At 44.6% G+C, this 26,293-nt stretch carries 20 protein-coding genes; 14 read left to right on the top strand and 6 right to left on the bottom strand.

Going from position 1 to position 26,293, the window contains the following annotated elements:
• Positions 1 to 170 precede the first annotated feature (170 nt).
• Entirely contained in the window at positions 171 to 1,823 is a 1,653-nt protein-coding gene (locus AB5627_RS11630) for a glycosyl hydrolase (RefSeq protein WP_333635131.1), read from the top strand.
• Positions 1,824 to 1,949: 126 nt separating this feature from the next.
• On the opposite strand, the gene AB5627_RS11625 is transcribed toward AB5627_RS11630, so the two are convergent.
• The gene (locus tag AB5627_RS11625) at positions 1,950 to 4,625 is read right to left on the bottom strand and encodes a YfhO family protein (protein ID WP_368369850.1); all 2,676 of its coding nucleotides are present in this window, start codon (positions 4,623 to 4,625) and stop codon (positions 1,950 to 1,952) included.
• A gap of 231 nt (positions 4,626 to 4,856) precedes the next feature.
• Between AB5627_RS11625 and AB5627_RS11620 the strand changes: the two genes are divergently transcribed.
• From AB5627_RS11620 to AB5627_RS11570, 11 genes are all read left to right on the top strand, one after another.
• A complete protein-coding gene (locus AB5627_RS11620) occupies positions 4,857 to 5,492 on the top strand; it encodes a peptidylprolyl isomerase (protein ID WP_302837700.1) in 636 nt (211 codons plus the stop codon).
• A 214-nt stretch (positions 5,493 to 5,706) separates the two neighbouring features.
• The gene (locus AB5627_RS11615; RefSeq protein WP_022287636.1) at positions 5,707 to 6,486 is read left to right on the top strand and encodes a transporter substrate-binding domain-containing protein; all 780 of its coding nucleotides are present in this window, start codon (positions 5,707 to 5,709) and stop codon (positions 6,484 to 6,486) included.
• Between the two features lie 68 nt (positions 6,487 to 6,554).
• The gene (locus AB5627_RS11610) at positions 6,555 to 7,247 is read left to right on the top strand and encodes an amino acid ABC transporter permease (RefSeq protein ID WP_022287637.1); all 693 of its coding nucleotides are present in this window, start codon (positions 6,555 to 6,557) and stop codon (positions 7,245 to 7,247) included.
• Positions 7,234 to 7,959 carry an amino acid ABC transporter ATP-binding protein gene (locus tag AB5627_RS11605; protein WP_022287638.1) on the top strand — a complete coding sequence of 242 codons (726 nt, stop codon included), beginning with the start codon at positions 7,234 to 7,236 and terminating at the stop codon, positions 7,957 to 7,959. The genes AB5627_RS11610 and AB5627_RS11605 overlap by 14 nt, the downstream gene beginning before the upstream one ends.
• A 137-nt stretch (positions 7,960 to 8,096) precedes the next feature.
• A complete protein-coding gene (locus AB5627_RS11600; RefSeq protein ID WP_022287639.1) occupies positions 8,097 to 9,446 on the top strand; it encodes a MurT ligase domain-containing protein in 1,350 nt (449 codons plus the stop codon).
• A 1-nt stretch (position 9,447) separates the two neighbouring features.
• The gene (locus AB5627_RS11595) at positions 9,448 to 10,188 is read left to right on the top strand and encodes a type 1 glutamine amidotransferase (protein WP_022287640.1); all 741 of its coding nucleotides are present in this window, start codon (positions 9,448 to 9,450) and stop codon (positions 10,186 to 10,188) included.
• 2 nt (positions 10,189 to 10,190) lie between these two features.
• A complete protein-coding gene (locus AB5627_RS11590; RefSeq protein ID WP_022287641.1) occupies positions 10,191 to 10,565 on the top strand; it encodes a hypothetical protein in 375 nt (124 codons plus the stop codon).
• A 10-nt stretch (positions 10,566 to 10,575) separates the two neighbouring features.
• On the top strand, positions 10,576 to 12,285 hold the full coding sequence (locus AB5627_RS11585) for a mismatch repair ATPase (MutS family) (RefSeq protein ID WP_022287642.1): 1,710 nt from the start codon (positions 10,576 to 10,578) through the stop codon (positions 12,283 to 12,285).
• A gap of 86 nt (positions 12,286 to 12,371) precedes the next feature.
• On the top strand, positions 12,372 to 13,475 hold the full coding sequence (locus tag AB5627_RS11580) for a TraB/GumN family protein (RefSeq protein ID WP_022287643.1): 1,104 nt from the start codon (positions 12,372 to 12,374) through the stop codon (positions 13,473 to 13,475).
• A gap of 41 nt (positions 13,476 to 13,516) precedes the next feature.
• Positions 13,517 to 14,512 (top strand): hypothetical protein, encoded by a 996-nt coding sequence (locus AB5627_RS11575; protein ID WP_302837699.1) that lies wholly within the window; start codon positions 13,517 to 13,519, stop codon positions 14,510 to 14,512.
• 18 nt (positions 14,513 to 14,530) lie between these two features.
• Positions 14,531 to 15,520 carry a TPM domain-containing protein gene (locus AB5627_RS11570; protein WP_118054330.1) on the top strand — a complete coding sequence of 330 codons (990 nt, stop codon included), beginning with the start codon at positions 14,531 to 14,533 and terminating at the stop codon, positions 15,518 to 15,520.
• Between the two features lie 55 nt (positions 15,521 to 15,575).
• Here AB5627_RS11570 and AB5627_RS11565 read toward each other — a convergent pair whose 3' ends face one another.
• The 5 genes from AB5627_RS11565 to AB5627_RS11545 all read right to left on the bottom strand — a co-directional run bounded on the left by AB5627_RS11565 (position 15,576) and on the right by AB5627_RS11545 (position 22,661).
• On the bottom strand, positions 15,576 to 16,376 hold the full coding sequence (locus AB5627_RS11565; RefSeq protein WP_242989146.1) for a polysaccharide deacetylase family protein: 801 nt from the start codon (positions 16,374 to 16,376) through the stop codon (positions 15,576 to 15,578).
• A 120-nt stretch (positions 16,377 to 16,496) separates the two neighbouring features.
• Positions 16,497 to 17,051 carry a phosphatase PAP2 family protein gene (locus AB5627_RS11560; RefSeq protein ID WP_022287647.1) on the bottom strand — a complete coding sequence of 185 codons (555 nt, stop codon included), beginning with the start codon at positions 17,049 to 17,051 and terminating at the stop codon, positions 16,497 to 16,499.
• Between the two features lie 216 nt (positions 17,052 to 17,267).
• Positions 17,268 to 19,649 carry a glycogen/starch/alpha-glucan phosphorylase gene (locus tag AB5627_RS11555; RefSeq protein WP_368369849.1) on the bottom strand — a complete coding sequence of 794 codons (2,382 nt, stop codon included), beginning with the start codon at positions 19,647 to 19,649 and terminating at the stop codon, positions 17,268 to 17,270.
• A gap of 675 nt (positions 19,650 to 20,324) precedes the next feature.
• On the bottom strand, positions 20,325 to 21,803 hold the full coding sequence (gene malQ / locus AB5627_RS11550) for a 4-alpha-glucanotransferase (RefSeq protein WP_038672283.1): 1,479 nt from the start codon (positions 21,801 to 21,803) through the stop codon (positions 20,325 to 20,327).
• 186 nt (positions 21,804 to 21,989) lie between these two features.
• Positions 21,990 to 22,661 (bottom strand): hemolysin III family protein, encoded by a 672-nt coding sequence (locus AB5627_RS11545; protein WP_138336294.1) that lies wholly within the window; start codon positions 22,659 to 22,661, stop codon positions 21,990 to 21,992.
• Between the two features lie 687 nt (positions 22,662 to 23,348).
• Here AB5627_RS11545 and AB5627_RS11540 point away from each other — a divergent pair.
• The gene (locus AB5627_RS11540; RefSeq protein WP_022287119.1) at positions 23,349 to 23,714 is read left to right on the top strand and encodes a metalloregulator ArsR/SmtB family transcription factor; all 366 of its coding nucleotides are present in this window, start codon (positions 23,349 to 23,351) and stop codon (positions 23,712 to 23,714) included.
• 39 nt (positions 23,715 to 23,753) lie between these two features.
• On the top strand, positions 23,754 to 26,087 hold the full coding sequence (locus AB5627_RS11535) for a heavy metal translocating P-type ATPase (protein WP_022287120.1): 2,334 nt from the start codon (positions 23,754 to 23,756) through the stop codon (positions 26,085 to 26,087).
• Positions 26,088 to 26,293 lie beyond the last annotated feature (206 nt).

The following is a 26,293-nucleotide window of genomic DNA, read 5'->3' as shown; positions in this document are numbered from 1 at the left end:
AACGTTATCAATTTTGAACATGATGTTAAACATTAAAAATGGCTATTGACAATGATTTTTTATATGATATATTTAAAAGTATGGAATATAAAGCCTAAAGGCGAGAGCTTCGCAAAGCTTGGCTTTATAAAAATTTGAATATTTTAAATATTAATGATAAGGAGAACATTATGCGTGAAATAATGAAAAGAACAGTTGCTGCTGTTATGGCAGTGCTTATCGCTTGTGCGGCGGCAGGCTGCAGCAGCACAGGAAACAGCAGCTCAGGCAGTTCGTCAGCAGGCGAAACTACCACCACAACAGCCCCTGTCGTTGAGGATATGGGCAACATCGACCTTTCAGACGTAACAACAGAGTATGACGTTCCTGAGGATTTCAGCTACGAATCCGAGGCGGAGGAGGGAACTCTTTCGGGAGGTGCGGCAGTGCTTGATAAGAATTTTCTTGGTAAGTTTTCTGGCGATGGCTTCGTTTCTATAGGCTCATCAGGAGATATGGCGGAGTTCGAGATAGATTTTCCTGCAAAGGGAAGCTATAATATTACTCTCACAATGGCGGCAGACGGCGAGGGTCAGTCGAATCTTATCACTGTCGACGGTGCGGCACTCACAAACTTCACATCAACCACAACAGAGTTTGGCGACACTGTGGCTGAAAACGTGCTTATCGACGAGGGTACTCATAAGGTAGGCATAAAGGGCGACAATGGTCATATCTATATTGACAAGATAAAGATAACCCCAGCTCCTGCTATCGACCTTTCACAGTATGAGGTATCAAATCAGCTTTCAAATCCTAACGCTTCTGACGAGGCAAAAAGACTTTATAACTTCCTTACGGACGTTTATGGCAAGTATACTATCTCAGGTCAGTTCTCAGGAGATAACGAGGGCAAGGACTGCCGTGAGTTCAAGGAGATAAAGAAGCACACAGGCAAGACGCCTGCTATACTTGGTCTTGACGTTTCAAACCTTTCAAACAGCGCACTTTCACATGGCGCAGGCGGCGGAGATATGGTACCTTTGCAGGCTATGGATTGGTACAACAATGAAAACGGAATAGTTTCACTTTGCTGGCATTGGTATGCCCCTGAGAAAAACCTGGAAAAGAACGGCGGAGCATGGTGGCAGGGCTTCTATTCTGAATACACAGATTTCGACCTTGCAAAGGCTCTCAGTGGCGAGGACAAAGAGGGCTACGATTCTATCATAGCCGACCTTGACCATATGGCAGGGGTACTTAAAGAGCTTGCAGACGCAAACGTGCCTATACTTTGGCGACCGCTCCACGAGGCAGCAGGCGACCCTAAATATCCTGGCAACGCATGGTTCTGGTGGGGCTCGGCAGGAAAAGACGCTTATATCCAGCTTTGGAAACTTATGTATGACAAGTTCACAAACGAGTATGGTCTTAACAACCTGATCTGGGTATGGAACGCACAGAATCCTGACTGGTATCCGGGTGATGAGTATGTTGACATCATGGGCTATGACTGTTATCCTGCAGAGCAGGACAGCTCTTCACAGAAGTGGTATTATGACCTTGTGAAGTCAAGCACATCCACAAAAAAGATAATCGCAATGACAGAGAACGGCTCGATGTTCGACCCTGACGGAGCATTCAACGACGGCACACGCTGGGCGTGGTTCAGTACATGGAACGGCGAGTTCTGTATCAAGGATAAACAGCTTTCAGATCAGTACACCACATTTGACGAGTGGAACAAGATCTACAACAGCGAAAGAGTTCTCACCCTTGACGAGCTTCCAAACCTGAAATGTTATCCAATGGATACTGAAAAGTATCTGGAGGAGCATAAGTAAATTCGGATAAAATAAAAACTGCGGACGGCAAAATGCTATCCGCAGTTTTGTTATGTAGGGGAACGGCTCAATTTCTGTTTCACAGAAATGCGACGTTCCGAATTATTGTTCTGTCCTATTTTATTATCAGCTATAAATATTCAGTATGCAAGGTGCAACATAAACCACTATGATCACTATAGCTCCCGCACCGATAACAGCCACAAGTGCAGCGGCTTCCATAGTTTCTCCGAATTTCAGTTTCTTTCTTATGAAGAAATATCCTGCTGTCAGCGCAATGCCTGCGATAGTCAGTGCAAGACCTGCATAAAAGCCCTTTGGCACGCTTGTTACAGTTATTGTGTTCTCGCCCTCCTGCAAGTCAAAGCTTACAAGGTCACCGAAAACCTTGTCATATGAAACAGCTTTGCCGTTGACCTTTATTTTCAGACCCTCCTGATATGGTATCTGAAGCACACATTTCTGTCCTGCCTTTGCGTTCACGCTTCCTGAAAGCTTGCCGTCACTGTCTGTAAGACCGGCGGTCTGTGCCTGCTCAAGTGCCTTTTCAAGAACATTGTGGTGAAGCCCGAAAACGCCATAGGAACGGCAGCTTATGATGTCTTTCTTCAAGGTCACACGCACGTTGACGTGTTCATTTTCAAATTCCCCAAGTTTCAAAAGCCCGTTGCTCGATTGTGACGGATAATCCATCTGCTTTACCTGACCGTTCACTGTTACCATGAAGCTTCCGTTTATATCCTCGCTGAGGCTGTTTGAAAGCTTGTCGAAGCAGTCAAAATAAAGTGTCTGCTTGTCTGTCACATCTATGCTGTAGTCCATGTAGGCTACATCGCTAGTAGTAGTGAGGGTGTAGTTCGGATTAAAGTTACTGTCGTCCTGCACACCATAGATCGTGGAGTATTCGTAGTCTGTGATAAGCTCGTTACCGTTGCCACCGAAAAGCTGTTCAAAAAGCTTCTTCTGAACGTTGCTTCTTGTGCCTGTGGAAAGCTCCTCACTGCCGCTCAGGTCAGCGTCGGTCACAATGCCAAGGGGGAGATAGTATTCTGTCGGCACTATCTCGTAGGTATCGTTTGAATATACAGCGTCAGCCGAGCCTGTGCTTTTTTCAATAAGATATTTTACTGACAGCAAAGCGTCAGTAAGCTCCGTTCCGCCATATGAGCCTACCTCCATCCAGTAGGAGGAGTAACCAAGCTGCTTCATCATGTACATATAATCACGGCTTGTGAGGGAGGTGTAGTGGCTCAGAGAATTGTAGCCCATTGAGCCGACCAGATTGACCTCGAAAAGCTTGCTTGCGGTCTTTACTCTGTAAAAGCCCTCTGTTTCGTCAAGCCTGTCTGAAAGATCCATTATCTTCTGATGATTAGCCGCACGGAGAGTATTGTTCATGCTTGGGGATACCATATAAATGTTCACGTTTGCGTATGACTCAGCCGCAACGAACATTGCGAGGAAGACAGCAAATATCTTCTTTGATATCCAGCCCTTTTTGTGCAGCAGAACGATAACAGTATAGAAAGCCGCCGACACAATGAAAAATTCAAGGCAAAGCTCAAAGGCGGTGCTGTCCTGCCAAAGGCTTTTAGTGTATTTTGACATTCCGTCACGATTGTTCTCAACAAAGCCCTCAGAGAAGTTATAAAAGCCGTAGATAAGTGCCGCAAGTATCAGGAAAATAACAAAGTGGTCGCAGTGTTTCTTTCTTTTTGCCACTGAGTTTTCCGATGAGAGAAAATATCCTGCGCAGATAAGTGCAAAGAATATTGTGATGAAAGCGTATCTGCATGGGAACGACATATAGCTTCCCGTGTGCCACATAAGGTTCGCAGGCTCTATTAAAATAGGTACGAGCATCAAAAAGAGCATTATAAGGTCGGTGTTAAGACGCTTGCTTCTCTTTTTGCCGTCAAGAAGAAACACCGCAACTATCACTATCACCGAAGCCGTTGACAACAGCAGGCAGAATGTGGTGTTGTAGTTTGTAATGAATGAGGCGGTTTCGATCTGTTGGATAACTGATTTAGAACGTCCGCTTGACAAAAACTGCAGGAAGCATGGCATCCATACCACCGCTGAAAGCAATGCACCAAGGAGCGAGCCTATAACAAATCTGCATGGAACGTCCTTGTATTTTTCTTCCTTGCGGTAACGCCAGCAGCAAAGAGCCATGAAAATCATTATGAAAACAACTATCATGTAGCTGATGTAGTAGTTCACTATCATCATAAGTGTGAGCATGACAGTGTATGGGATAATGCGCTTTTTCTCGAAAAGCTCCCTGAATGCCACCATAAGGAGAGGGAAAAGATACATCATGTCGAGCCATATGTTGTTCTGATAATATAACATTCCATAGCCGCAGAATGCGTATATGACGCTGAGTACAGCACTGATATAAGGGTCGAGCTTTTTCTGACAGGAGCGGAAATATATCTGCGCCGTGACAGCCGCCGTCATCATTTTAAGCACTGTGAGAATGTTCACAAGGTAGATGATGTCAGCCTTGTCAACAAAAAGCACAAGCAAGGTGTAGGGGCTTGCGATAAAGAAGAAGAAAACGCCCCACAGGTCCATTCCTCCTGCGTTGTGGAAGTTAAGGAACATTCCGTCCTTGCCTGTGAAAATATCCTTGAAGTCGGTGAGCAGAGGTATCACCTGCTGTGACATATCACACCATGATACAGTGCCGTCACCAAAAGGGTAAAGCCCATGCCGATAAAAAGCAAATCCCATTATGAGCAATACAGCCAGAGGTGGGAAGATAAAGGGCAGGGCTTTTTTCAGCTTATCCATTTTGTTCAGTCCTCCATACATAACATAGTTTTTATATTTTTCTTTAAAAAAACATTATAATTATACTCCATTAAGAGCCAAAAATCAATATTAAATAAGCCAACTTTAGGCTTCGTATGATGAAAATTATGTGAAAAACATGGTCTGATGTTGATTTTTTTGCAGGGAGGTGCTATAATAGGCTAGTGAAAAGGCAGAAATGCCATAATGATGATCGAAAGGACGATAAAAATGAAACTTAAAAAGCTATTCAGAGCATTGGCTCTTTGCACAGCAGGCGTGCTTGCCTGCGCAATTCTTACAGCCTGCGGAGATAAGGGTGACAGCTCATCACAGACCTCTGCAGCTGACACTGACAAGAAGTTCGTTATCACGCTTTATGCCAATGACGCACCTATCACCTGCGAGAACTTCGAGAAGTTGGTAAAGAAAAAGTTCTATGACGGACTTACTTTCCATAGAGTTGTAGACGGCTTTATGGCACAGGGCGGTGACCCTAACGGTGACGGCACAGGCGGAAGCAAGGAAACTATCAAGGGCGAGTTCTCAGCAAATGGCGTTGAAAACAGCCTGAGCCATACAAGAGGCGTTGTTTCAATGGCAAGAGCCAATGATATGGACAGTGCCTCAAGCCAGTTCTTTATCTGCTACAGCGATAAGGATACCTTCCTTGACGGACAGTATGCGGCTTTCGGCATGGTAACAGAGGGCATGGACGTTGTTGATGACTTTCTTAAAGTTGAGAGAACAACAGGTTCAGACAACGCACAGTCAAAGCCTGTTACGCCTATCACTATCGTAAAGGCTGAAATGATAGATGATGACGCAGACGGCAACCACAGAGTTCAGTTCACAATGAATTTCTAAGCTGATTTTCACAAAGAGGTGTCCCCGTTGGGTGGATACCTTTTTTTGTTTACTAAAATGGTTTGGCAAAACAAAAAATTCATAATTTATATATCAAATCACTGATAAAAGCTATTGCAAAAAGCCGTGTGTTCAGTTATAATATATGGTATAGGTTTATGCACAGTCGGTATTGGAGGACTGTCGCTATCAATTTTTGAAAGGAATGTATGTTATGAAGAAATTTGCAGCAGGACTTATTGCAGTGGCAATGAGCGTTACAATGCTTGCAGGCTGCGGAGTGCCTGCTAATACAGTTCACAGCGTTGACGATCTGGAGGGCAAGACTATCGGTGTTCAGCTTGGAACAACAGGCGACATCTATGCCGAGGACGTTAAGGACGCTAAGGTAGAAAAATACAACAAGGGCGCTGATGCTGTTCAGGCTCTGAAGCAGGGCAAGATAGACGCTGTTATAATCGACGCTGAGCCTGCTAAGGTATTCGTTGAGAAGAATGACGATCTTGAAATACTTGACGAGCCTTTTGCTGAGGAAGAATACGCTATCGCTATGAAGCTTGACAACACTGAGCTTCAGACAGCTGTCAACGGTGCGCTCAAGGAGCTTAAGGCTGACGGAACACTTGACGCTATCAAGGCAAACTACGTTGGCGAGAACGCTGGCAAGAACCCATACAAGTCCCCTGATAATGTTAGCAGAGATAAGGGTACGCTTGTAATGGCAACAAACGCTGAGTTCCCTCCATACGAGAGCAAAGAGAACGATAAGGTCGTTGGTATCGACGCTGATATGATGCAGGCAGTTTGCGACAAGCTTGGTTATGAGCTTAAGATAGACGATATGGCATTTGATTCTATCATCTCAGCCGTTCAGTCAGGCAAGGCAGACGTTGGCGTTGCAGGTATGACAGTTACACCTGACAGAGAGAAAAACGTTCTTTTCTCTGACACTTACACATCATCAAGTCAGGTAATAATCGTAAGAAAGAAATAATTTTTCACACTTCGGCTGTCGTAGAGCGGCAGCCGAAATTATTTTGATAAAGAACAGGAAGTGCTGAATTGAACAAATTGATCGACGATTTCCAGCAAAATTTTTTGGACGAGAGCCGTTGGCATTATCTTACCAATGGTCTTAAAACAACACTTATCATAACCTTCTTTGCGGTCATACTTGGCTTTGTGTTGGGATTTCTTGTGGCTATAGTCCGCTCTACTCATGATAAGACAGGCAAAATGAAGATACTCAACGCCCTTTGCAGAGTGTATCTTACAGTGATAAGAGGAACTCCTATGGTAGTTCAGCTCCTTATAACATATTTTGTTATTTTCGGAAGTGTGAACATAGACAAGACTCTTGTGGCTGTGCTTGCATTCGGCGTGAACTCAGGCGCATATGTGGCTGAGATAGTCCGTTCAGGTATCATGTCAGTTGACAACGGTCAGTTTGAAGCAGGAAGAAGCCTTGGCCTTAGCTATCGTCAGACAATGATATCAATAGTTCTTCCGCAGGCTTTTAAAACTGTTCTGCCTGCCCTTGCAAACGAGTGCATAGTTTTGCTTAAAGAAACCTCTGTTGCAGGATATATCGCAATTCAGGACCTTACAAAGGGCGGAGATATAATCCGTTCTCAGACGTTCTCGGCATTCATGCCGCTTATAACAGTTGCACTTATCTACCTTATAATGGTAGTTGTGCTTACTCATCTGGTAGGAAAGCTTGAAAGGAGGCTGTCGCAAAGTGATAGACGTTAAACATCTCAGCAAGTCTTTCGGCGAGGTCGAAGTGCTGAAAGATATAAACGAAACTATCGACAAGGGCGAAAAGGTCGTTATCGTTGGTCCGTCAGGCTCAGGAAAATCCACCTTTCTCCGCTGTCTTAACCTTATGGAAAGACCTACTTCTGGAGATATTTTCTTCGAGGGCGAGAACATCACTCAGGCGAACGAGCATGAAATGAACAAACTCAGACAGAGAATGGGCATGGTTTTTCAGCATTTCAACCTATTCCCACATCTTACAATAAAAAAGAATATCACTCTTGCCCCTGTGAAGCTTGGCCTTATGACAGCCGATGAAGCCGACAAAAAGGCGGAGGAGCTTTTGGAAAGAGTTGGTCTGCCTGATAAGGCTGACGAGTATCCTTCAAGGCTCTCAGGCGGTCAGAAGCAGAGAATAGCCATTGCACGTTCACTGGCGATGAACCCTGAAGTAATGCTTTTTGACGAGCCTACTTCTGCACTTGACCCTGAAATGGTGGGCGAGGTGCTGGAGCTTATGAAACAGCTTGCAAACGACGGAATGACAATGGTTGTCGTTACCCACGAAATGGGCTTTGCAAGGGAAGTTGCTTCAAGAGTTCTGTTTATGGCAGACGGAAAAATACTCGAGCAGAACAAGCCGTCAGAGTTCTTTGCACACCCTGAAAATCAGCGTTTGAAAGATTTTCTCTCAAAAATCATATAGAAGCCAACACCGCACAAGGGGCGTCTATCGTCTTTGTGCGGTGTTTTTTTGTTTGCAAAGGTCTAAAATGCTTGACATTATGGGCGTTATGGTCTATTATTATTTTATACGACTTTATTTTAATAGGAGATACATAAATGAGTTTAAAAAACGCTTTCACCATTATTTTCGGCAAGCTTATGGTAAAAACTCTGCACCTGCTTGGCAGGGACGCAGGCAACTTTCCTGGGCTTGTGCTGTGGACTATAAATAAAGACTGCCTTAAGGCTTTCAAGGTGGATTGCCCTATCGTTGCTGTCACAGGCACCAACGGCAAGACCTCTGTTACAAACTATCTCAGCCACATTTTTGCAAGCGGTGGAAAGAAGATAATCACAAACCCTGAGGGAAATAACCTTGATACGGGCATATGCTCCCTCCTGCTCAATCACTGCGATATGAGGGGAAGAGTCCGTGCCGATTATCTTGTGCTTGAAACTGACGAGTCACACGTTCCTGTGGTCTATTCAAAGCTCAATTTGCAGACCCTTGTTCTGCTGAATTTCTTCCGTGACCAGCTTGACAGAAACGGCGAGGTGGAAACACTCATTCTCAAGGTGAAAAAGTTCCTTGAAACATTTGAGGGCAACGTTGTTCTCAATGCCGATGACCCAAACGTGGCAAGACTTGGACTTGCTAACCCCAATAATAAGAATATCCACTATTTCAGCGTTGACAGATATCAGGGCGCAACGGATAAGCCTTATGAGGTGGGCGAGGGCAAGTTCTGTCCTTTCTGCGATACTGAGCTTGTCTATGACTATTATCAGTATTCACATATCGGCAAGTTCCATTGTCCAAAGTGTGGTTTCGGCAATATCGAGCCTGAGGTGGAGATAAAGAACGTTGACCTGACTGTTCCGTCCTTTGAAGCAGACGGGGAAACATATAAGACCGCTCATAACAGTATCTATTATATGTATAACATGGCGGCTGTCTATACCGCCGCAAAGCTCTATAATTTTGATAAGGCTATATTGCATGACACTTTCGAGCATTTCGAGGTGAATAACGGCAGACTTGAACGCTTTGAGGTTGACGGCTCAAGCCTTCTTGTGAACCTTGCCAAAAACCCTGTTGGCGCAAATATGACCCTGCGTGTGATGAACGAGCAGGCAGGCTCAAAGGAACTGCTTTTTGTCCTTAACGATAACCTTGCAGACGGCCATGACGTTTCTTGGATATGGGATATAAACTTCTCTGTGTTCAATAATGTTGACAGAGTTGTGACTTCTGGTACGAGGGCATATGATATTGCCATAAGAATAAAATGCTCAGGCTATGACCCTGACAAGATATTCGTTTATCCTGACCTTGACGAAGCAACAGCGTCACTCTTCTCCACAAAGGGTGATAAGTTCGCCATAGCCAATTATACTGCTATCCAGCCGACAAGAGCCGCAATAAAAAGATACAAGAGCCTGAAAGAAAACGGGGAGGAAAAGTAAAATGGAAAAGCTGAAAATTCTTCATATGTATCCAAATATGCTTGACCTCTATGGCGACAGCGGCAACGTTGAAGTGCTTTCTTACCGCTGTAAAATGCGTGGCATAGAGCTGGAAGTTTCAAAGCATCTTATTGGTGACAAGGAAACTGATTTCACCCAGTATGATATCATCTATCTTGGCGGCGGTGCTGACTTTGAACAGCAGATACTTGCAGATGACCTTGTTTCCTGCAAGGACAGTATCATGGAAGCTTATAAGGCAGGAACATTTTTCCTGATGATATGCGGTGGCTATCAGCTTATGGGTCAGTATTATAAGGACTCAAACGGTGAGAAAGTGCCGGGATTGGGACTTTTTGATTACTATACTGTGGCGTCTACCGATAAAAGATGCAGATGTATCGGAAATATCGTTATAGAAGCTCAGCTTGACGGCGAGAAGTATAAGGTCATAGGCTTTGAAAACCACGGCGGACAGACCACCAACGTCAAGTCACCCTTCGGAAAAGTCCTCTCAGGCAACGGCAACGAGTTTGAGAGCAGTACCGAGGGCTATATGGAAAAAAGCGTTATCGCAACCTATCTCCATGGTCCGCTTCTGTCAAAAAATCCAAAGGTCAGCGACTATGTTATTTCATATTGCATGAGCCGTAAGTTTGGCGAAAAGTATATCCCCGCACCTATAAACGATAAGCTTGAAGAGGATTGCCGCAAACAGCTTTTTGAGAGGCTTGGTGTGTAAAAATGTTTTCACTGTTCAAAAAGAAGCAGGCTCAGAGCGAGCCGCCTCTGAAAAAGAAAATAAAGGATATGAAGTGCAGAAAAATAAACTACGTTGACGAGGGCTTTGATACCCTCGCATCGGAAATGTCTGCCGATCCGAAAGCTATTCTCAGGCTCAAGCCTGTGAACTATTATGCCATAAAAAATAAATATATCATGGGAAAAGTTTATACGTCTGAGGATTATCAGGAGAATTATGTGCAGTTTTTCAGATACGAGTATGACCACGAGTGCGGAAAAACTGATATCTACCCCCTAAGTGCGGAGCTTATGTCAAAGGCTCTTGCAAAGGTGGGCATAATAATAGACCTGAAAGCCCTTGCCAAAGACCAGTGAGGAAACGAAAATGGCTTCAAAACTTGACGAATTTGATATTAAAGCCCCTGTGGCTGACCTGCTTTATCCCTCTGTGGAAAAGCACAACGCAATGAAAAAAAGAGCTGCCGCCCTTGAAAAGCTCCCCAGAGCGTTTGTTGACAATCTGGAGCTTGAAAAGGTGGCTGATTTTATCACGCCCCATTACCAGTATCGTGTAATGAGGCTTTTTTGTGAGGTTTGCGACGATGAGGAGGTAATAAACTACCGCCTTGATATCCTTGATGATTTCATAAGGCTTCCGTCCTTGTCTGCCACCATACGCAAGGTGATAAACGTCATGGTGGAAAATGACAGAAAGAACATCTATAATCTTACTACTCCCGACAGCTTTTCACAGCTTGATGATGCCATAAGCGGCTTTGACGCTTACATACGGTGCATGGAGATAATGCACGATTTTTATGGAAAAATGAAAGATAAGATACGCTCAGAGGGCGTAAAAAAGCTTTTTGCGTTCTTTGAGGAGCATTACGGCGACAAGCATTATATATCCCTGAAGGGTGAGATAGAGAAGCTTAAAAAGGCACTCTATGACCGCATACGAAGCGTTACAGTCGCCATAAACCTCGATGAAAGGCTAGTTCCTGTTTCAGCAGGCATTATAGAGCTTTCAAAAGAGCGTTACGATATAAAACCGTCCCTTGTTGACAGGATACTTTATCATGGGGCAAAGTTCAACGATAAGGCTGTTGTGAAAAATCTCAGAAAAAAGTATAATGACAGCGAGGTGTCTGACGATAAGCTTATCAACACTGTGGATAAGACCCTTTTTGACGAGCTTAGCGATCTTACTGATACTTTTGTGAAAATGATAGACAAGGTGCTTGCTGAGTATCAGAAAGCAGGCATTGCCGATATGCGCTATATAGACTATCAGCTTGAATATTACATGGGCGCAGTGGCTATGATAGAAGCCTGCGAAGATCAGGGGCTTAAAATGTGCCGTCCGAAAATTCTTCCTGCAGGTGAGAGAAAAGCCGTCATAAAGGATATCTTTGACCCTGTTTATTTCCGTGAAGCCAGAATATATAATCTTGACCACAAGGAGAAAAAATCCGTTGTCACAAACGATATCACCATGGGAGGTGACAGCGAGGGCTTTTATGTGCTTACGGGCGCAAACAATGGCGGAAAGACCACATTTCTCCGTGCGGTCGGTCTGTGTCAGATAATGGCGCAGACAGGGCTTTATGTGCCTGCTTCATACTGTGAAATATCCCTTGTGGACTATATCTACACTCAGTTCCCACAAGAGGAAAAAACAGGTATCGACACAAGCCGTTTCACCACAGAGATAAAAGAGTTCCGTGAAATAAGCGACACTATCACAGCAAACAGCCTGCTTCTTATGAACGAGTCTATCCAAAGCACAACCCCAAGGGAGTGTGTTGAGGTCGCCTGCGAGCTTTTGAGGATATTCTGCAAAATGGGCGTAAGAGGAGTTTTTGCAACACATCTTGTGGATATCGCATACAAGACCGTGAAGCTTAATAAAGACAGTACGCTCAGAACAAAGCTTGCAAGCATTGTCGCCGACGCAGATGATGAAACAGGAGAGCGAAAGTATAAGATAGTCCGTGGAATGCCCCGTGACAACAGCTTCGCTCAGACTATCCTTAAACAATACGGCATAGATATGGAAACGATAGAAAAGCGTATAAGAGAGAATAAAGCCTGACTATTACAAAATTGTAACCATACTTGAAAATTTCTTTGATGTGTGATATACTGAAACATACAACTATGAAGACAGGAGATAAAACCATGAAAAAGATACATAGAACATTGAGCCTTTTTACAGTCGCTGCAATGTGCGCCGCACTTCTCTGCTCATGCGGAGAGGTGCCTGACAGTTCACAGACCGACAGCAGCTCAAAGGCAGCCACAACTACAACAGCCGATACAACGGCTGATACAACCACCACAGGGGAGGCGAGCAGTACAGCTTCTGCCACTTCTGCACCTGACAGCAGTGTTTCAGACAGCTCATCAGCGGTAACGGACGATACAAAGACGAACGGTATCACACCTGCTATGTGGAAAGTGACTTCACCTGAGGGCAACACAATGGTGATGCTCGGCTCTTTCCATGCACTGAAAGACGAGTGCTATCCGCTCCCTGAGGCAGTAACGAATGCGTATAACAATGCTGATATACTTGCGGTGGAGTGCGATATAACCTCCACAAGCGAGGACGGCGAGTATATGAAAAATCTTATGAAACAAATGCTTTATAATGATAACACAAAGCTCAGCCAGCATATTTCCGAGGAAGCATATTCAGCACTGCAAACATATCTCGGCTATTGGGGCATGGATATCTCCGCCCTGGAGGTCTACAGACCATGGGCTGTTTCAAGCACTCTTGATACCCTGCTTATTCAGGATTCCGACTTTGACACGGAAAAGGGTCTTGATAACTTCCTTCTTACCACTGCCCACGCAGACGGCAAGGAGATATACGAAGTTGAGTCGGTGGATTTCCAGATGAATATGCTCATAAACTTCTCTGACGATATCTATGACCTTATGTTCAGAAGCTACGAGGGTGAAACCAAGGAGAGCCAAAAGCAGGCTCTTGAAGACCTCTATACCGCATGGAAGTCGGGAGATATCGAAACCTTCCTTGAGGAAGATAACGAGGAGGAGCTTGCAGGCTATACCGAGGAGGACAAAAAGATCGCCGAGGATTATAATAACCAAATGCTCTATGACAGAAACAAGAACATGGCAAAAGCTGCCGAGGATCTTATGTCTCAGGGCAAGAACGTGTTCTATGTTGTTGGTGCGGCACACTATGCAGGCGAGGGAGGAATAATCGACCTGCTTGAAAAAGACGGCTACACAGCCGAGCGTGTGCAGTATTGATGGATTTATAGATTTGTATAGGGGAAAGGGGTAAAAAATAAATGCCACATTCATCAGGGGGAGGCTCTCACAGCGGAGGGTCACACAGCGGCTCAGGCTTTTCCAGCTCTTCATCAAGCTCGGGAGGGTCGAGTGCTAAACACATAAAGCACACAAGCTTTCCTGGGGCAAGAAGATACGTATACTATGAGAACTACCGTCCTGTCTATGTCTATGCTGACTATGATATTCGCAAGGGGACCGCTTCAGGTAAGTTTTTCAGTATACTTGGCAGTGCTGTCAGCCTGCTCTTTGGTATCATGCTTCTTGCCATGTGCTATGATAAGCCACAAAAAATGGATACAAGTCCTTCTTATAGCTGTGAGATAGTGGACTGTGCAGGGGTAATTGACGATGCCGATATGGTGCAAAGCGCAATAGATGATTTCTATGACGAAACGGGTATACCTGTTGAGGTAATGACAGTGAACAACGAGGATTGGCAGGGAAGCTATTCAAAGCTAGAGGACTTTGCCTATGATATGTATGTGACGGAATTTGACGACGAGGAGCATTGGCTGGTGGTTTATTCTGAACCTACATCTCCCGACCCTGATTTTAACGATTGGTACTGGGAGGGTATGCAGGGCGATGATACCGACAATATCATAACTGTAGATGTAGCAGACGATTTCAAAGATCTTATGCAGAAATATCTTACCGCCAACAGCCGTTATGATGTCAGCTCTGCTATAGCAGCGGCTTTTGATGAAACTACGCCAAACGTTATGGACGGTCATGTAGAGTGGCTGTTCGTGATATGGGGACTTCTCTTGTCAGGTATCGGGGCTTATGAGATATATCAGACGCTTATCACGAATAAAAAGGCTTACCGAAGCGCAGTGAAATGTGCAAATGATGCAAAAGAGGACACCTGCGAATACTGCGGAAATGTCTATGTTATCGGCACTTGTCATGAGTGCCCACACTGCGGAGCACCGCTCAGACCACATAACGTGGAAACAGAACAGCCTGTCGCAGATGCTGAAAAAAAATAAGAAGGGGGTAAATAATAAATGCCACATTCATCGGGAGGCGGCTCTCACGGAGGAGGATCACACGGAGGCTCGCATCACAGCAGCCATTCGCACGGAGGCTCAGGAAGAAGCTCACGCCACGTAAGAAGCACCTATTTTCCGGACGCAAGAAGATTTGTATATTATAATCATCACAAACCTGTCTATGTCTATGCAGATTATGACATAACCGAAAAAAGAAGTCCTTTGAGATTTCTTATGCTGCTTTTCTATCTGCCGTTTATTTTATTCACATTTTCTATGTTTGCCGAGGCTTATCATCACCCTCATAAGCTTCCCCAAAACTATGATTATAAAATAGTTGTGGAGGATAAAGCAAACGTCCTTGGCAACACCGCAGAGCTTAGAAACTCGCTGGTGGCATTTTATAACCGCACCGGTATCTCACCTGCGGTCATAACAGTGGAAAATTCAGATTGGCAGGGAGTTTATTCAGATCTTGAAAATTATGCCTATGATCTGTATGTGAACCACTTTGCGGACGAGAGCCATTGGCTCATAGTTTACTCTACTCCTGACGGCTATTCTTCCTCTGACGGCTTTGAGGATTGGTATTGGGAGGGTATGCAGGGCAATGATACAGATGATGTTCTGACAAAATCAGTAACGAACAGCTTCAATGACGAGCTTCAGAAAAATCTCACAGCGAGAACACGCTATACAGTGTCCTCGGCCATCAGCACATCATTTGACGACCTGACGCCTACCGTAATGAAGAGTAAAGTAAATTGGACTATGCTATTTACTTCGATCGCCATTCTGGCATTTGTGTGTCTGCACGCCTGCCTTATGATAGGTATAAATCCAAAGGCGAGAAAATATGCCAAAGCAAAGCCATGTTCTGACGCAGCTCAGGAAAAAGCCTGCGAATATTGCGGCTATACCTATGTCGTAGACACTTGTACAGAATGTCCTCATTGCGGAGCGCCTATCCCACCAGAGGATCAGCCTGGGGCACGATTTACTTGATAAAAAAATCACCGCCTGAGAAGCTATTTCTCTCAGGCGGTTTTGTTTGTCATTTTTAGCCGTACATCTCTGTCTGCTCAGCATAGCTGTAAATTATCTCGGAGTCAGGGTCAATGGCAACTCCCTTTGCGTGGAAAAGCTCTGTTATGGTAACGAACTCGTAGCCCTGTTCTTTGAGCGCAGGGATTATCTTATCAAGGGCTGCAACTGTCTGAACGTTTCCGTTCATATCGTGAAGCAGGATAATTCCCCCGTCCTTAGCCTGCGCAAGCACCTTTTCAACACGCTCCTCAACGCCTATGGCATTGTTATAGTCCTCTGCACCGTATCCGCATATAAACGGCATATCTATAACGTCAAACATTGTCTGATTTACCGCAATATATGGCGGACGGAAAAACTGTGGACGTTCGCCAACAGCCTCTTCCACCTTGTCAGAGGTAAAGTCTATCTCCGCCTTTATTTCCTCTGCGGTCATTTTTGTCATGTCAGGGTGGCTCTGAGAGTGGTTTTCAATGTCACAGCCCATGTTGTAAGCACGCTTCATGACCTCTGCACTCTCGTCTGTGATGTTGTTTCCGATAACGAAAAACGAAGCCACAATGCCGTGTTCTTCAAGCTTGTCAAGAACAAGGGGAGTTGTGTCAGTGTTAGGGCCGTCATCAAAAGTGAGGGCTATCACTTTTCCGTAGTCAGACTTGTCACGAAGCTGTCTGCGCTTATTCTGTGAACTACTGTCCTCAGCCTTTGAGCTTTCTTTTTCCAGACTGCTGTTTTCGCCAGTCCCACAGCCCACTCCCATAGCAAGGCTGAAAGCCACAGCACCCATAAGAATAGTTTTAATCACCTTTTTCATAAGATTTTCTCCTTCATATTTATTATCTCTATGATAGCATATTCCCACTTGATTTTCAATAGAATTTGATGATAAAGCAACAAAAAAACGAGCGGTCAAAAACCGCCCGTCAAATGTCTTTTATTTTTCAGAATGTTTCTTGTCCTTGAAGAATTTTCTGTATATTGCCACTGTGATAACAGCATATATCGTTCCCGTTAGAACGCCTGCGATAACGTCGAATGGATAGTGTACGCCAACATACAGCCGTGAGAACGCAATGAGTGTTGCCACTATAAGTGCAGGCACGCCATATTTTTTCGGCATCTCCATGAACATTACCACCGCCACTGCAAAGGAAGCTCCCGAATGTCCCGAGGGAAAGGAGAAGTCCGATTGTGCACCTATTATCCTGTTAAGCCCCTCGACCACCTCGTAAGGTCTTGTTCTGGCAATAATGTTTTTGAGAATGATGTTGTTTATAAGAAAAGTCACCGCAAGGGAGCATGAACACACGATGCCTGTTGTTCTAGTCTTTTTCAGTATGAGAAGTAAAACGCATATGCCTATCCATAACGCACCTCCGTTTGCAAGATATGTTATGAACTTCATTATGGGGTCGAGCCACCCTGCACGCAGGTTGTCCTGTATCCATAACAGTATGTCGCCGTCTAGTTTAAGTAAGGTGTCTAACATTTATCCTCCTGCCATTTATGTAAATCTATCCCTTGAATATATTTACATCAAAACTGACAAGCCCGTCAAAAAACGAGCCTGTCCTTTGTGTATTAATGCTTTAGTTCATATTTTCGCAAATTAATATTATGATAAGTTCATTTTCGTGTATAAAAAGCTTAAAATCATGTGTCATACCCTTAACAAATTCAATTTGCATAGAAATTTGATTTCCAATTACAACTTAACAGGCTCTATCTTCCAGATGTTTTCTGCATAGTCCTTGATAGTTCTGTCAGAAGAGAACTTTCCTGCATTTGCAATGTTCAGCCAGCACTTCTTAGCGAATGCAAGCTTGTCCTTGTAGTCTGCGTTGACCTTGAGCTTTGCCTGAACATAGCTTTCAAGGTCGCCCAGAACGTAATAGTGGTCAGGAACGTGCCAGCTTGCACCGTCAGTGAGCGCCTTGTAAAGCTCCTTGAAGCTGCCCTCCTCGTTGGACGGAACGCCGCCATCTGAAAGACTGCCGTCAATAAGCTTGTCAAGAACACGCTTTATCTTGTCGTTTGAGAAAAGTATCTCCCTAGGGTCATACTTTGGCATTATCTCAGCCAGCTCCTCTACTCTTGCACCAAAGATGTAGTTGTTCTCTTCGCCTGCCTCCTGAACTATCTCAACGTTAGCTCCGTCATAAGTTCCCAGCGTAACAGCACCGTTGAGCATAAGTTTCATGTTGCCTGTACCGCTTGCTTCAGTGCCTGCCGTAGATATCTGCTCGGAAACATCAGCCGCAGTAACAAGCTTTTCCGCATAGGAAACGTTGTAGTTCTGTACGAAAACCACCTTAATAAGATCCTTTGTGTCAGGGTCAGCGTTCACAAGCTTGCTTATCTCGCCAATAAGCTTGATGATAGCTTTAGCTCTGCGATATCCCGGTGCAGACTTGGCACCGAAAATAAATGTTGTCGGTGTGAAGTCCTTTATAGAGCCGTCCTTGATACCATAGTAAATGTAAAGTATAGACAAAGCGTTCAAGAACTGCCTCTTGTATTCGTGCAGACGCTTGATCTGAATGTCAAAAATAGTGTTCGGGTCGATATCAACACCGTCATGCTCCTTTACAAAAGCGGCAAGGCGGTTTTTCTGCGCCTCCTTAACAGCCATGAACTCGTTGAGCACAGCCTCATCATCAGCATATTTTTCAAGCTTTTTAAGCTCGTCCAAGTCCTTCACCCAATCTGCATTGCCAAGAAGCTTTGTGATAAGTGCGGAAAGCTCAGGGTTGCAAAGTGCGAGCCAACGTCTTTGTGTGATACCATTGGTCTTGTTCTGAAATCTCTTAGGATAAAGCTCATACCAGTCTTTGAGAGCGTCCTTTTTCAGTATCTCAGTGTGGATAGCCGCAACGCCGTTTATATAGCTTGAAACATAGATAGCCATAAATGCCATTTTTACCATGCCGTCGCCAACAGGGGAGAGCTTTGAAATATATTCTCTGTCCTTTTTGAGAGCGTACATATCCTTTATAAAACGCTCGTTTATCATAAGGATATATGTGTAGACCTCAGGCACTACCTTTTCCACAAGTCTGCAATCCCACTTTTCAAGAGCCTCAGCCATGATAGTGTGGTTTGTGTAGTTAAAGACCTTGTGGGCAATCTCAAAAGCCTTGTCAAAGTCATAGCTATGCTCAGCACAAAGCTGTCTTATAAGCTCTGGCACAGCGATAACAGGGTGAGTATCATTGAGCTGGATAGTAATATAGTCGCCAAGGTTGTCAAGAGTGCCGAACTTAGCCAAATGCTTTTTGAGAATATCCGTCACAGAAGCGGAGGAGAAGAAATATTCCTGTTTAAGTCTGAGTATCTTGCCCTCTTCACAGTTATCGTTAGGGTAAAGCACCTTTGAAATGTTCTCAGCGTCATTTTTAGCCTTTACGGCACCGTCATAATTACCGCAGTCAAACTGAGCGAAGTCGAAATCCTCCACGCTCTCAGCCTGCCAAAGTCTGAGTGTGCCAACGTTCTTAGTGCCAAAGCCGATAACAGGCATATCATAAGGCACAGCGTAAACAGTCTGGTCGCCGTATTTAACGACTACCTTGTCATTTTCGCATCTCTTAGACCAAGGGTCGCCGTACTTAGTCCAGTTGTCAGCTTCTTCCTTTTGGAAGCCGTCAACTATCTTCTGCTTGAAAAGACCATACTTGTATCTTATTCCGTAGCCGTCCAAAGGCAGGTCATGAGCGGCAGCGGAATCGAGGAAGCAAGCGGCAAGTCTGCCAAGACCACCGTTGCCGAGGGCAGCGTCCTCTATTTCTTCAAGGTCATTAAGACTTCTGCCGTGAGCCTTCAAAAGCTCGTCCACCTCGTCAGTGATACCAAGGCAAAGGAGATTGTTATAAACGGCTCTGCCCATAAGGAACTCCATAGAGAGATAGCAGGCTCTGCGGCTGTCAAGGTGAGCCTTTTTGCTGTTCTCCCAATCGCTGTCAATAAGCTCCATAACAGTAGCCGACAGGCTTTCGTGAAGCTGCCAAGGCAGAGCTTTTTCAACGCTCGTGCCAAACTTCTTTTTCAGGTCTTTACTAAGTTCGCTGTAAAACAGTTCTTTGTTCATTGGTTTTTATCCTTTCTGGCATTTTATGTATTCTATTGTATTTTGTACTTTGTAATTATCCGCACAACGTATGGTAGGGGCGAACATTGTTCGCCCGTCGAAGAAACAAACCCACGGCAACAACATTATGGGATAGAACTAAAACCTTCCCTATCACACCTGTAGGGGATGACGCCCTCGGCGTCCCGCACCCCTCGACGATTCGACTGCGATCTTATTTGTGTTATCCGTACAATGTTGCTCTGCACAAATTCTGGATAATTTAAACCTTGTCACTTCGAGTGGGACGTCGCATTTCTGTGAAACAGAAATTGAGCCGTTTCCCTACAATGTTTTGGTCAACTTTCTTCTGCCGCAAAATCGCTGTCGCTCTTTGCGGATCTACGTTGCGCTAAGGAATAAAAAAGCGGTGCAGATTTAATTCTCCGATATTACTTTTATCTGATATCAAACTTTCATGTGCTTTTTGGTTTTATTCTGCACCGCTTGTAGGCTTACGCCTATTGAGGCTCTGCCTCAAACTCCGCAGGGGCTTTGCCCCTTGACCCCACAAGCCCTCTAGCGTCGGGCTTGAGCCTGCGCTTTATTGCTCGCTACGCTCGGTGCTTGTGCACAACTCTGATAAGCTATGCACATTCCTCACTCCTCATTCCTCATTCCTCATTTATCCCTGCTCTATCTGCCATACACCGCTGTTATCTTCGCCAATCTCTCCGCCAAAGTATCATCAAGCTTATCAAAGCTTTCCAATCTCCACTTCCAATTTGCTCCCACTGTTGACGGTGTATTCATTCTGGCTTTATCGTCAAGGCAAAGTATATCCTGCATTTGTGCGATAGCTGTATCACACACGCTGGACCAACAAAGTCTTACCATTGCCCAAGGCACGAACTCGTCTTTTGTAACTCCAAGATAGTCCTTGCAGTAGCTTCTGGTCTTTTCGTCACAGCTCTTTATCCAGCCAAGTATGGTTTCGTTATCGTGCGTTCCTGTATAGCAAATGCTGTTTGTGGTCTTATAATTGTGGGGCAGATAGCCGTTTGTGTTGTCAGAATCAAAGCCGAACTCCAGCACCTTCATGCCAGGGTATCCGCTTGCGTTGAGCATTTTTACAACGTGCTTTGTAAGGAAGCCCAAGTCCTCTGCGATTATCTTCACGTCCCCAAGCTGTTTTCTCACTTCTTTGAAAAGCCTCATGTCAGGACCTTTTCTCCACTTGCCCTTTTTGGCGTTCTTTGCACCGTATGGTATGCAGTAATAGCTTTCAAAGCCCCTGAAATGGTCTATTCTCACCACGTCATAGGTGTCAGAAGCCGCCTTTATACGCTCTACCCACCAGCGGAATTTATCTCTTGCTATGTATTCCCAGTTGTAAAGAGGATTGCCCCAAAGCTGACCGTCTGCTGTGAATGCGTCAGGCGGACATCCTGCCACCTCAACAGGCTTTTTCTCCTTGTCAAGGCTGAAATACTGCGGTGTACTCCACACCTCAACACTGTCATATGCCACATATATGGGGATATCGCCTATTATCTCGATGCCCTTTTCGTTGGCATAAGCCTTTAGCTTTTTCCACTGCTGGAAGTATTTATACTGCACAAAGCACCAGAAGTCTATATCATTTGCATATTCTTTTCTTGCACTTTTTATCGCCTTAGGCTTGTACATTCTCAGCGGTTCGTCCCATTCATACCAAGCCTTGCCCTTGTTGGCAAATTTCAGTGACATAAACAAAGCGTAATCGTATATCCAGTCTTTGTTTTCCACCACGAATTTTGAGTATGCCTTTTCAGGCTTCTTGCGAAAACGCTTGTGTGCCGTCCTAAGCACCTTGAAAATGACCTCGTATATCTTGCCGTAGTCAACAGACCCTTTGTCATCGCCCCACTCAATATTCTTGTATTCCGCAGCTTTCAGATAACCATCTTTCTCAAGTGCCTCAAGGTCGATGAAATACGGATTTCCTGCGTGAACAGAAAAGCTCTGATATGGCGAATCACCATAGCTTGTAGGAGATATAGGAAGTATCTGCCAACATTTTTGGTGAGCCTTTTCAAGAAAATCCACAAAAGCATAAGCCTCCTTGCCAAGCTTGCCGATACCATAATCGTTAGGCAGAGAGGATATGTGCATTAAAATACCCGATCTACGCATAAAATGCTCCTTTCATGTCAAAACCGCACCCATGTGAAAATTTCAGTGCAGTCACATATAATACATCATTATGATTATACTACTTTTCAGCCATTTTTGCAATAGAAAAACCGCCATATATTTCATTTTAGAAATATTTTCTCTAAACAGAAAAATCCCGAGGACGCAAACCCTCGGGATGATCTTTTAGTCATGTGTTATCATCATAAGCACCGCAAAGTAGTGGAAAACACTTCCCGCAATGGTGAACAAATGCCATATTGAGTGAAAATATTTCTTGCTCTTTTTAACATAGAAAATAACGCCCACAGTGTAGAAAAGTCCGCCTATAAGAATAAACCATAAGGACAGAGGATAAACTTTTTCTATCATAGGCTTGACAGCGATTATAACTACCCAGCCCATTGCGATATAGCATACAACAGAAGGCTTGCGGAACTTTTCAAGGTCAATGGAGTTCAGCACAATGCCAAGAATAGCCGCACCCCAAACGATTCCGAAAAGAACCCAGCCAAACGCACCTCTCAAAGGCACAAGGGTGATAGGGGTGTAGGTGCCTGCGATGAGGAAGAAAATGGTGTTGTGATCCATTATTCTGAAGAATTTTTTAGCTTTTGGATTGGTGATAGCGTGATAAAGGGTTGACATGGTGTAAAGTATGATAAGAGAAGCTCCGAAAATAGCGGAGCTTACAACGCCCCAAGCGTTGGAGTAAATGGCAGCGAGAACGATAAGAACGGCAGTGCCGGCAATGGATAGCAGACCGCCTGCACCGTGTGAAACGGAGTTGAAGATCTCCTCGCCGAGGGTGTATCTTTTGGTTAGATCCTGAGATTGGATCTCGACAGATTTTGACATAGTATCATTTCCTTTCCGATAGGACCGAGAATTTGCATATAAGTTTTATTACTATAGTATAGTAACATTTTTTTAGACACTTGTCAAGTTTAAATACAGGTGTAAAAAGTGAGGAGTGAGGAATGAGGAATTAGGAATGAGGAATTAGGAATGGGCAAAGCTGACCAGAGTTGTGCCCCAACACCGAGCGAAGCGAGCAAAAGGTCCAGGGGCACGCCCCTGGTCAGGGTCAAGGGGTGAAACCCATTGTGGGGGTCTGGGGGCAAAGCCCCTAGCGGAGTTTGAGGCAGAGCCTCAATAGGCGTAAGCCTACTAAGCGGTGCAGAACAAATCCAAAAAGCACATAGAACCCAAACATCAAATAAAACCAACATCGAAGCATAAACCTGCACCGCTTTTCTATCCCTTAGCACAACGTAAATCCGCAAAGAGCGAAGCGATTTTGCGGCACAGCAAACTCGCCCGAATAATCCGTAGGGGCGAACATCGTTCGCCCGCATGGTATGCAACCGGTACCATGTAAACAAAATACCCCCAATAACTTAAATCAAAAAAATTTTCACCCCCCCCTTGACAAAACATGAATATATGATATAATAAACATATGAACAGTTATTCATATGATGAATTGAAATGACCCATATCGAATATACTAAAACAATAATAAGAAAAGGAGAGCGAAAATAAATGAGCGAGAATACAGTAAAGCATGAGCATAAACAGTGCGGAGGAAAGAATATAGAGAAAATGGAGGAAATAGGGAAAACAATGCCCGTTGAGGAGGAGATATATGACGTGGCAGAGCTTTTCAAAGTCCTTGGCGACCAAACAAGAGTGAAAATACTCTTTACCCTTATAAAGGACGAAATGTGCGTGTGCGATATTGCAGAGCTGTTGGAAATGTCACAGTCCGCTATATCGCATCAGCTCAGAGTGCTGAAACAGGCCAGACTTGTGAAGTATAGACGTGAGGGAAAAACAGTCTATTATTCAGTTTCCGATGAACACGTCGCTGTCATACTCAATATGGGTATCGAGCATATCAGCGAGTAAAGAAAATGATCTGTTTTTTGTAGTATAGGAGAATGTGAAATGAGTAAAATGACTTTGCTTCTTAAGGAACTCGATTGTCCGCATTGTGCGGAAAAGATCGAGAAACGTGTGGGCGAGCTTTCAGGCGTTAAAAGCTCTAACCTTGACTTTATCAATAAAAAGCTCACAGTTGATTTTGACGGCGATAAAAACGCCCTCTTTACCGAGATAGAAAATGTCGTCCATAAGCTTGAACCTGACGTTAGCGTGAAAGAGCTTGGCGATTGTGCTGAGAAAACTCTCTATCTGAAGCTGGAGGATCTCGATTGCCCTAACTGCGGTGAAAAGATAGCAAACCGTGTGGGTGAGCTTGCAGGCGTTATTTCATCAAACGTTGATTTTATCAGCAAAAAGCTAACTGTCAAAACAGACGGTTCTAATCCTGACCTGCGTATCATGATAGAAGATACCGTCCATCAGCTTGAGCCTGACGTTACTGTTAAGGATTATGGTGTCCAGACAGCAGAGGAGGAGCCTGTGAATGACCATAATGGCGAGATAGTCAAGCTTTCTGTGGCTATCGTGTTCTTTATCGCATCAATGCTCTTGGATAAGCTTGGAAACGGCACTGTGTGTGAGTATCTCAGTGCAGGCCTTGCAATAGTTGCTTACCTTATCGCAGGTCTTGACGTTGTCATCGCCGCCGTAAGAAACCTTGTTAAAGGCGAGGCTTTTGACGAATCTCTGCTCATGACTATCGCAACAGTTGGCGCATTTGCACTTAAAGACTTCCGTGAGGGTGCAGCCGTTATGCTGTTCTTCCAGGTGGGCGAGCTTTTCCAGACTGTCGCAGTAGAGAAGTCAAGAAAATCTATCACAAAGCTTATGGAGCTTAAGCCTGAGTCTGTAACAGTTGTAAGAAACGGCAAAACATACGAGCTTCCTCCTGAGGATATCCTCAAAGACGAGATGATTGCAGTAAAAACAGGCGAGAGAATACCTCTTGACGGTATCGTAACAGAAGGAGAATCAGAGCTTGATACATCAGCACTTACTGGTGAGTTTCTTCCGGTCGAGGTCAAAGCAGGGGACAGCGTCCTCAGCGGCTCAACAAACCTGAGAGGACTTCTCAAAGTTCGGGTCACAAATACCTTCCACGAGTCTGCGGTGTCGAAAATTCTCGATATGGTGCAAAACTCCAGCGAAAGAAAAGCCAAGACCGAAAAGTTCATCACACGTTTTGCAAGAGTTTATACCCCTGCGGTAGTAATTGCTGCACTTGCACTCGTGTTTATACCAAGCTTCATTCTGGGCTTTGACCAGTTCTCAAAATGGCTCTATAGAGGACTTCTGTTCCTTGTAATATCCTGCCCATGCGCACTTGTTATCTCAGTGCCTCTCTCGTTCTTCGCAGGAATAGGCGGAGCTTCTAAAAAGGGTATCCTTATCAAAGGCGCAAAAAATCTCGAAACAATGGCGAAGTGCAAAACTCTCGCAGTTGATAAAACGGGTACGCTCACAAAGGGCAAGTTCACTGTCCTCAGCGTAAACCCACAGGGCGTTTCACAGGATATCCTCCTTGAAGCCGCCGCATATGCAGAAAGTATGTCAACTCACCCTATCGGTATCTCCATAGTGCAGAGATACGGCAAGGAAATAGACGGTGCAAGACTTTCAGATGTTGAAGAGATTGCAGGAAACGGTGTAAGAGCAAAGCTTGACGGCAAGGAGATACTTTGCGGAAAGAAAGCGCTTCTTGAAACAAACGGCATTGCCGCACAAAGCTCAGAAGACTCCGCAACGGCAGTTTATGTTGCCCTTGACGGCAAGTTCATAGGCGAGATACTCCTTGGCGACGAGATAAAAGAAACCTCTGCCACAGCCGTTTCAAGACTGAGAGATCTTGGCGTTGAAACTGTCCTCCTCACAGGCGATAAGAAAGATACCGCCGAAAAGGTGGCAAAGAAAGTGGGCATAAAAACATTCTTCAGTGAGCTTCTCCCTGAAAACAAGGTTGAAAAGGTCGAACAGCTTATAAAAGACCCCGACCGCAGACTTGTTGCATTCGCAGGGGACGGAATAAATGACGCACCTGTTATCGCAAGAGCCGATATCGGTATCGCAATGGGTGGCTTAGGCTCAGATATCGCCATTGAAGCCGCAGACGTTGTGCTTATGAACGACGATCCGTCAAGCATAGCAGATGCAGTAAAGATATCCCGAAAGACTATGACAATAGTAAGAGAGAATATAATTTTTGCCCTTGGAGTAAAAGCTCTTGTGCTTATATTCGGTGCATTGGGACTTGCAGGAATGTGGCTTGCGGTATTCGCAGACGTAGGTGTAGCCGTAATAGCTATCCTCAACGCTCTAAGAAGCAGCAGAATAAAATAAAACTATGTTTAGACCTGCAAATGCGCATAAATACGGCATTTGCTTGTAGGGGCGAACAGTGTTCGCCCGCTTATCCACAACAACGTAAAAATAACAAGGCGGACGCTGGAATGATATAATCCCCTTAGGGTAGACACATGAAATAATAAAATGGTGTAACTCTAAAGGGGGTTATTTTATGTCAAAGAAGAAATCACTTACAAGTG

Source organism: Ruminococcus sp. RTP21198st1_G1_RTP21198_201120 (genome assembly GCF_040924265.1).
Lineage (GTDB): Bacteria > Bacillota > Clostridia > Oscillospirales > Ruminococcaceae > Hominimerdicola > Hominimerdicola aceti.
The sequence above is the reverse complement of the archived record's forward strand: the minus strand, read 5'-3'. Positions and strand labels throughout refer to the sequence as shown.

Bases quoted from the DNA above. Each gene is read 5' to 3' on its own strand.
- AB5627_RS11540 (WP_022287119.1), top strand. From the start codon at position 23,349: ATGAGCGAGAATACAGTAAAGCATGAGCATAAACAGTGCGGAGGAAAG.
- AB5627_RS11565 (WP_242989146.1), bottom strand. From the start codon at position 16,376: ATGAAAAAGGTGATTAAAACTATTCTTATGGGTGCTGTGGCTTTCAGC.
- AB5627_RS11595 (WP_022287640.1), top strand. From the start codon at position 9,448: ATGGAAAAGCTGAAAATTCTTCATATGTATCCAAATATGCTTGACCTC.
- AB5627_RS11620 (WP_302837700.1), top strand. From the start codon at position 4,857: ATGAAACTTAAAAAGCTATTCAGAGCATTGGCTCTTTGCACAGCAGGC.
- AB5627_RS11625 (WP_368369850.1), bottom strand. From the start codon at position 4,625: ATGGATAAGCTGAAAAAAGCCCTGCCCTTTATCTTCCCACCTCTGGCT.
- AB5627_RS11555 (WP_368369849.1), bottom strand. From the start codon at position 19,649: ATGAACAAAGAACTGTTTTACAGCGAACTTAGTAAAGACCTGAAAAAG.
- AB5627_RS11590 (WP_022287641.1), top strand. From the start codon at position 10,191: ATGTTTTCACTGTTCAAAAAGAAGCAGGCTCAGAGCGAGCCGCCTCTG.
- malQ (WP_038672283.1), bottom strand. From the start codon at position 21,803: ATGCGTAGATCGGGTATTTTAATGCACATATCCTCTCTGCCTAACGAT.
- AB5627_RS11600 (WP_022287639.1), top strand. From the start codon at position 8,097: ATGAGTTTAAAAAACGCTTTCACCATTATTTTCGGCAAGCTTATGGTA.
- AB5627_RS11580 (WP_022287643.1), top strand. From the start codon at position 12,372: ATGAAAAAGATACATAGAACATTGAGCCTTTTTACAGTCGCTGCAATG.
- AB5627_RS11560 (WP_022287647.1), bottom strand. From the start codon at position 17,051: ATGTTAGACACCTTACTTAAACTAGACGGCGACATACTGTTATGGATA.
- AB5627_RS11575 (WP_302837699.1), top strand. From the start codon at position 13,517: ATGCCACATTCATCAGGGGGAGGCTCTCACAGCGGAGGGTCACACAGC.
- AB5627_RS11630 (WP_333635131.1), top strand. From the start codon at position 171: ATGCGTGAAATAATGAAAAGAACAGTTGCTGCTGTTATGGCAGTGCTT.
- AB5627_RS11570 (WP_118054330.1), top strand. From the start codon at position 14,531: ATGCCACATTCATCGGGAGGCGGCTCTCACGGAGGAGGATCACACGGA.
- AB5627_RS11535 (WP_022287120.1), top strand. From the start codon at position 23,754: ATGAGTAAAATGACTTTGCTTCTTAAGGAACTCGATTGTCCGCATTGT.
- AB5627_RS11545 (WP_138336294.1), bottom strand. From the start codon at position 22,661: ATGTCAAAATCTGTCGAGATCCAATCTCAGGATCTAACCAAAAGATAC.
- AB5627_RS11585 (WP_022287642.1), top strand. From the start codon at position 10,576: ATGGCTTCAAAACTTGACGAATTTGATATTAAAGCCCCTGTGGCTGAC.
- AB5627_RS11615 (WP_022287636.1), top strand. From the start codon at position 5,707: ATGAAGAAATTTGCAGCAGGACTTATTGCAGTGGCAATGAGCGTTACA.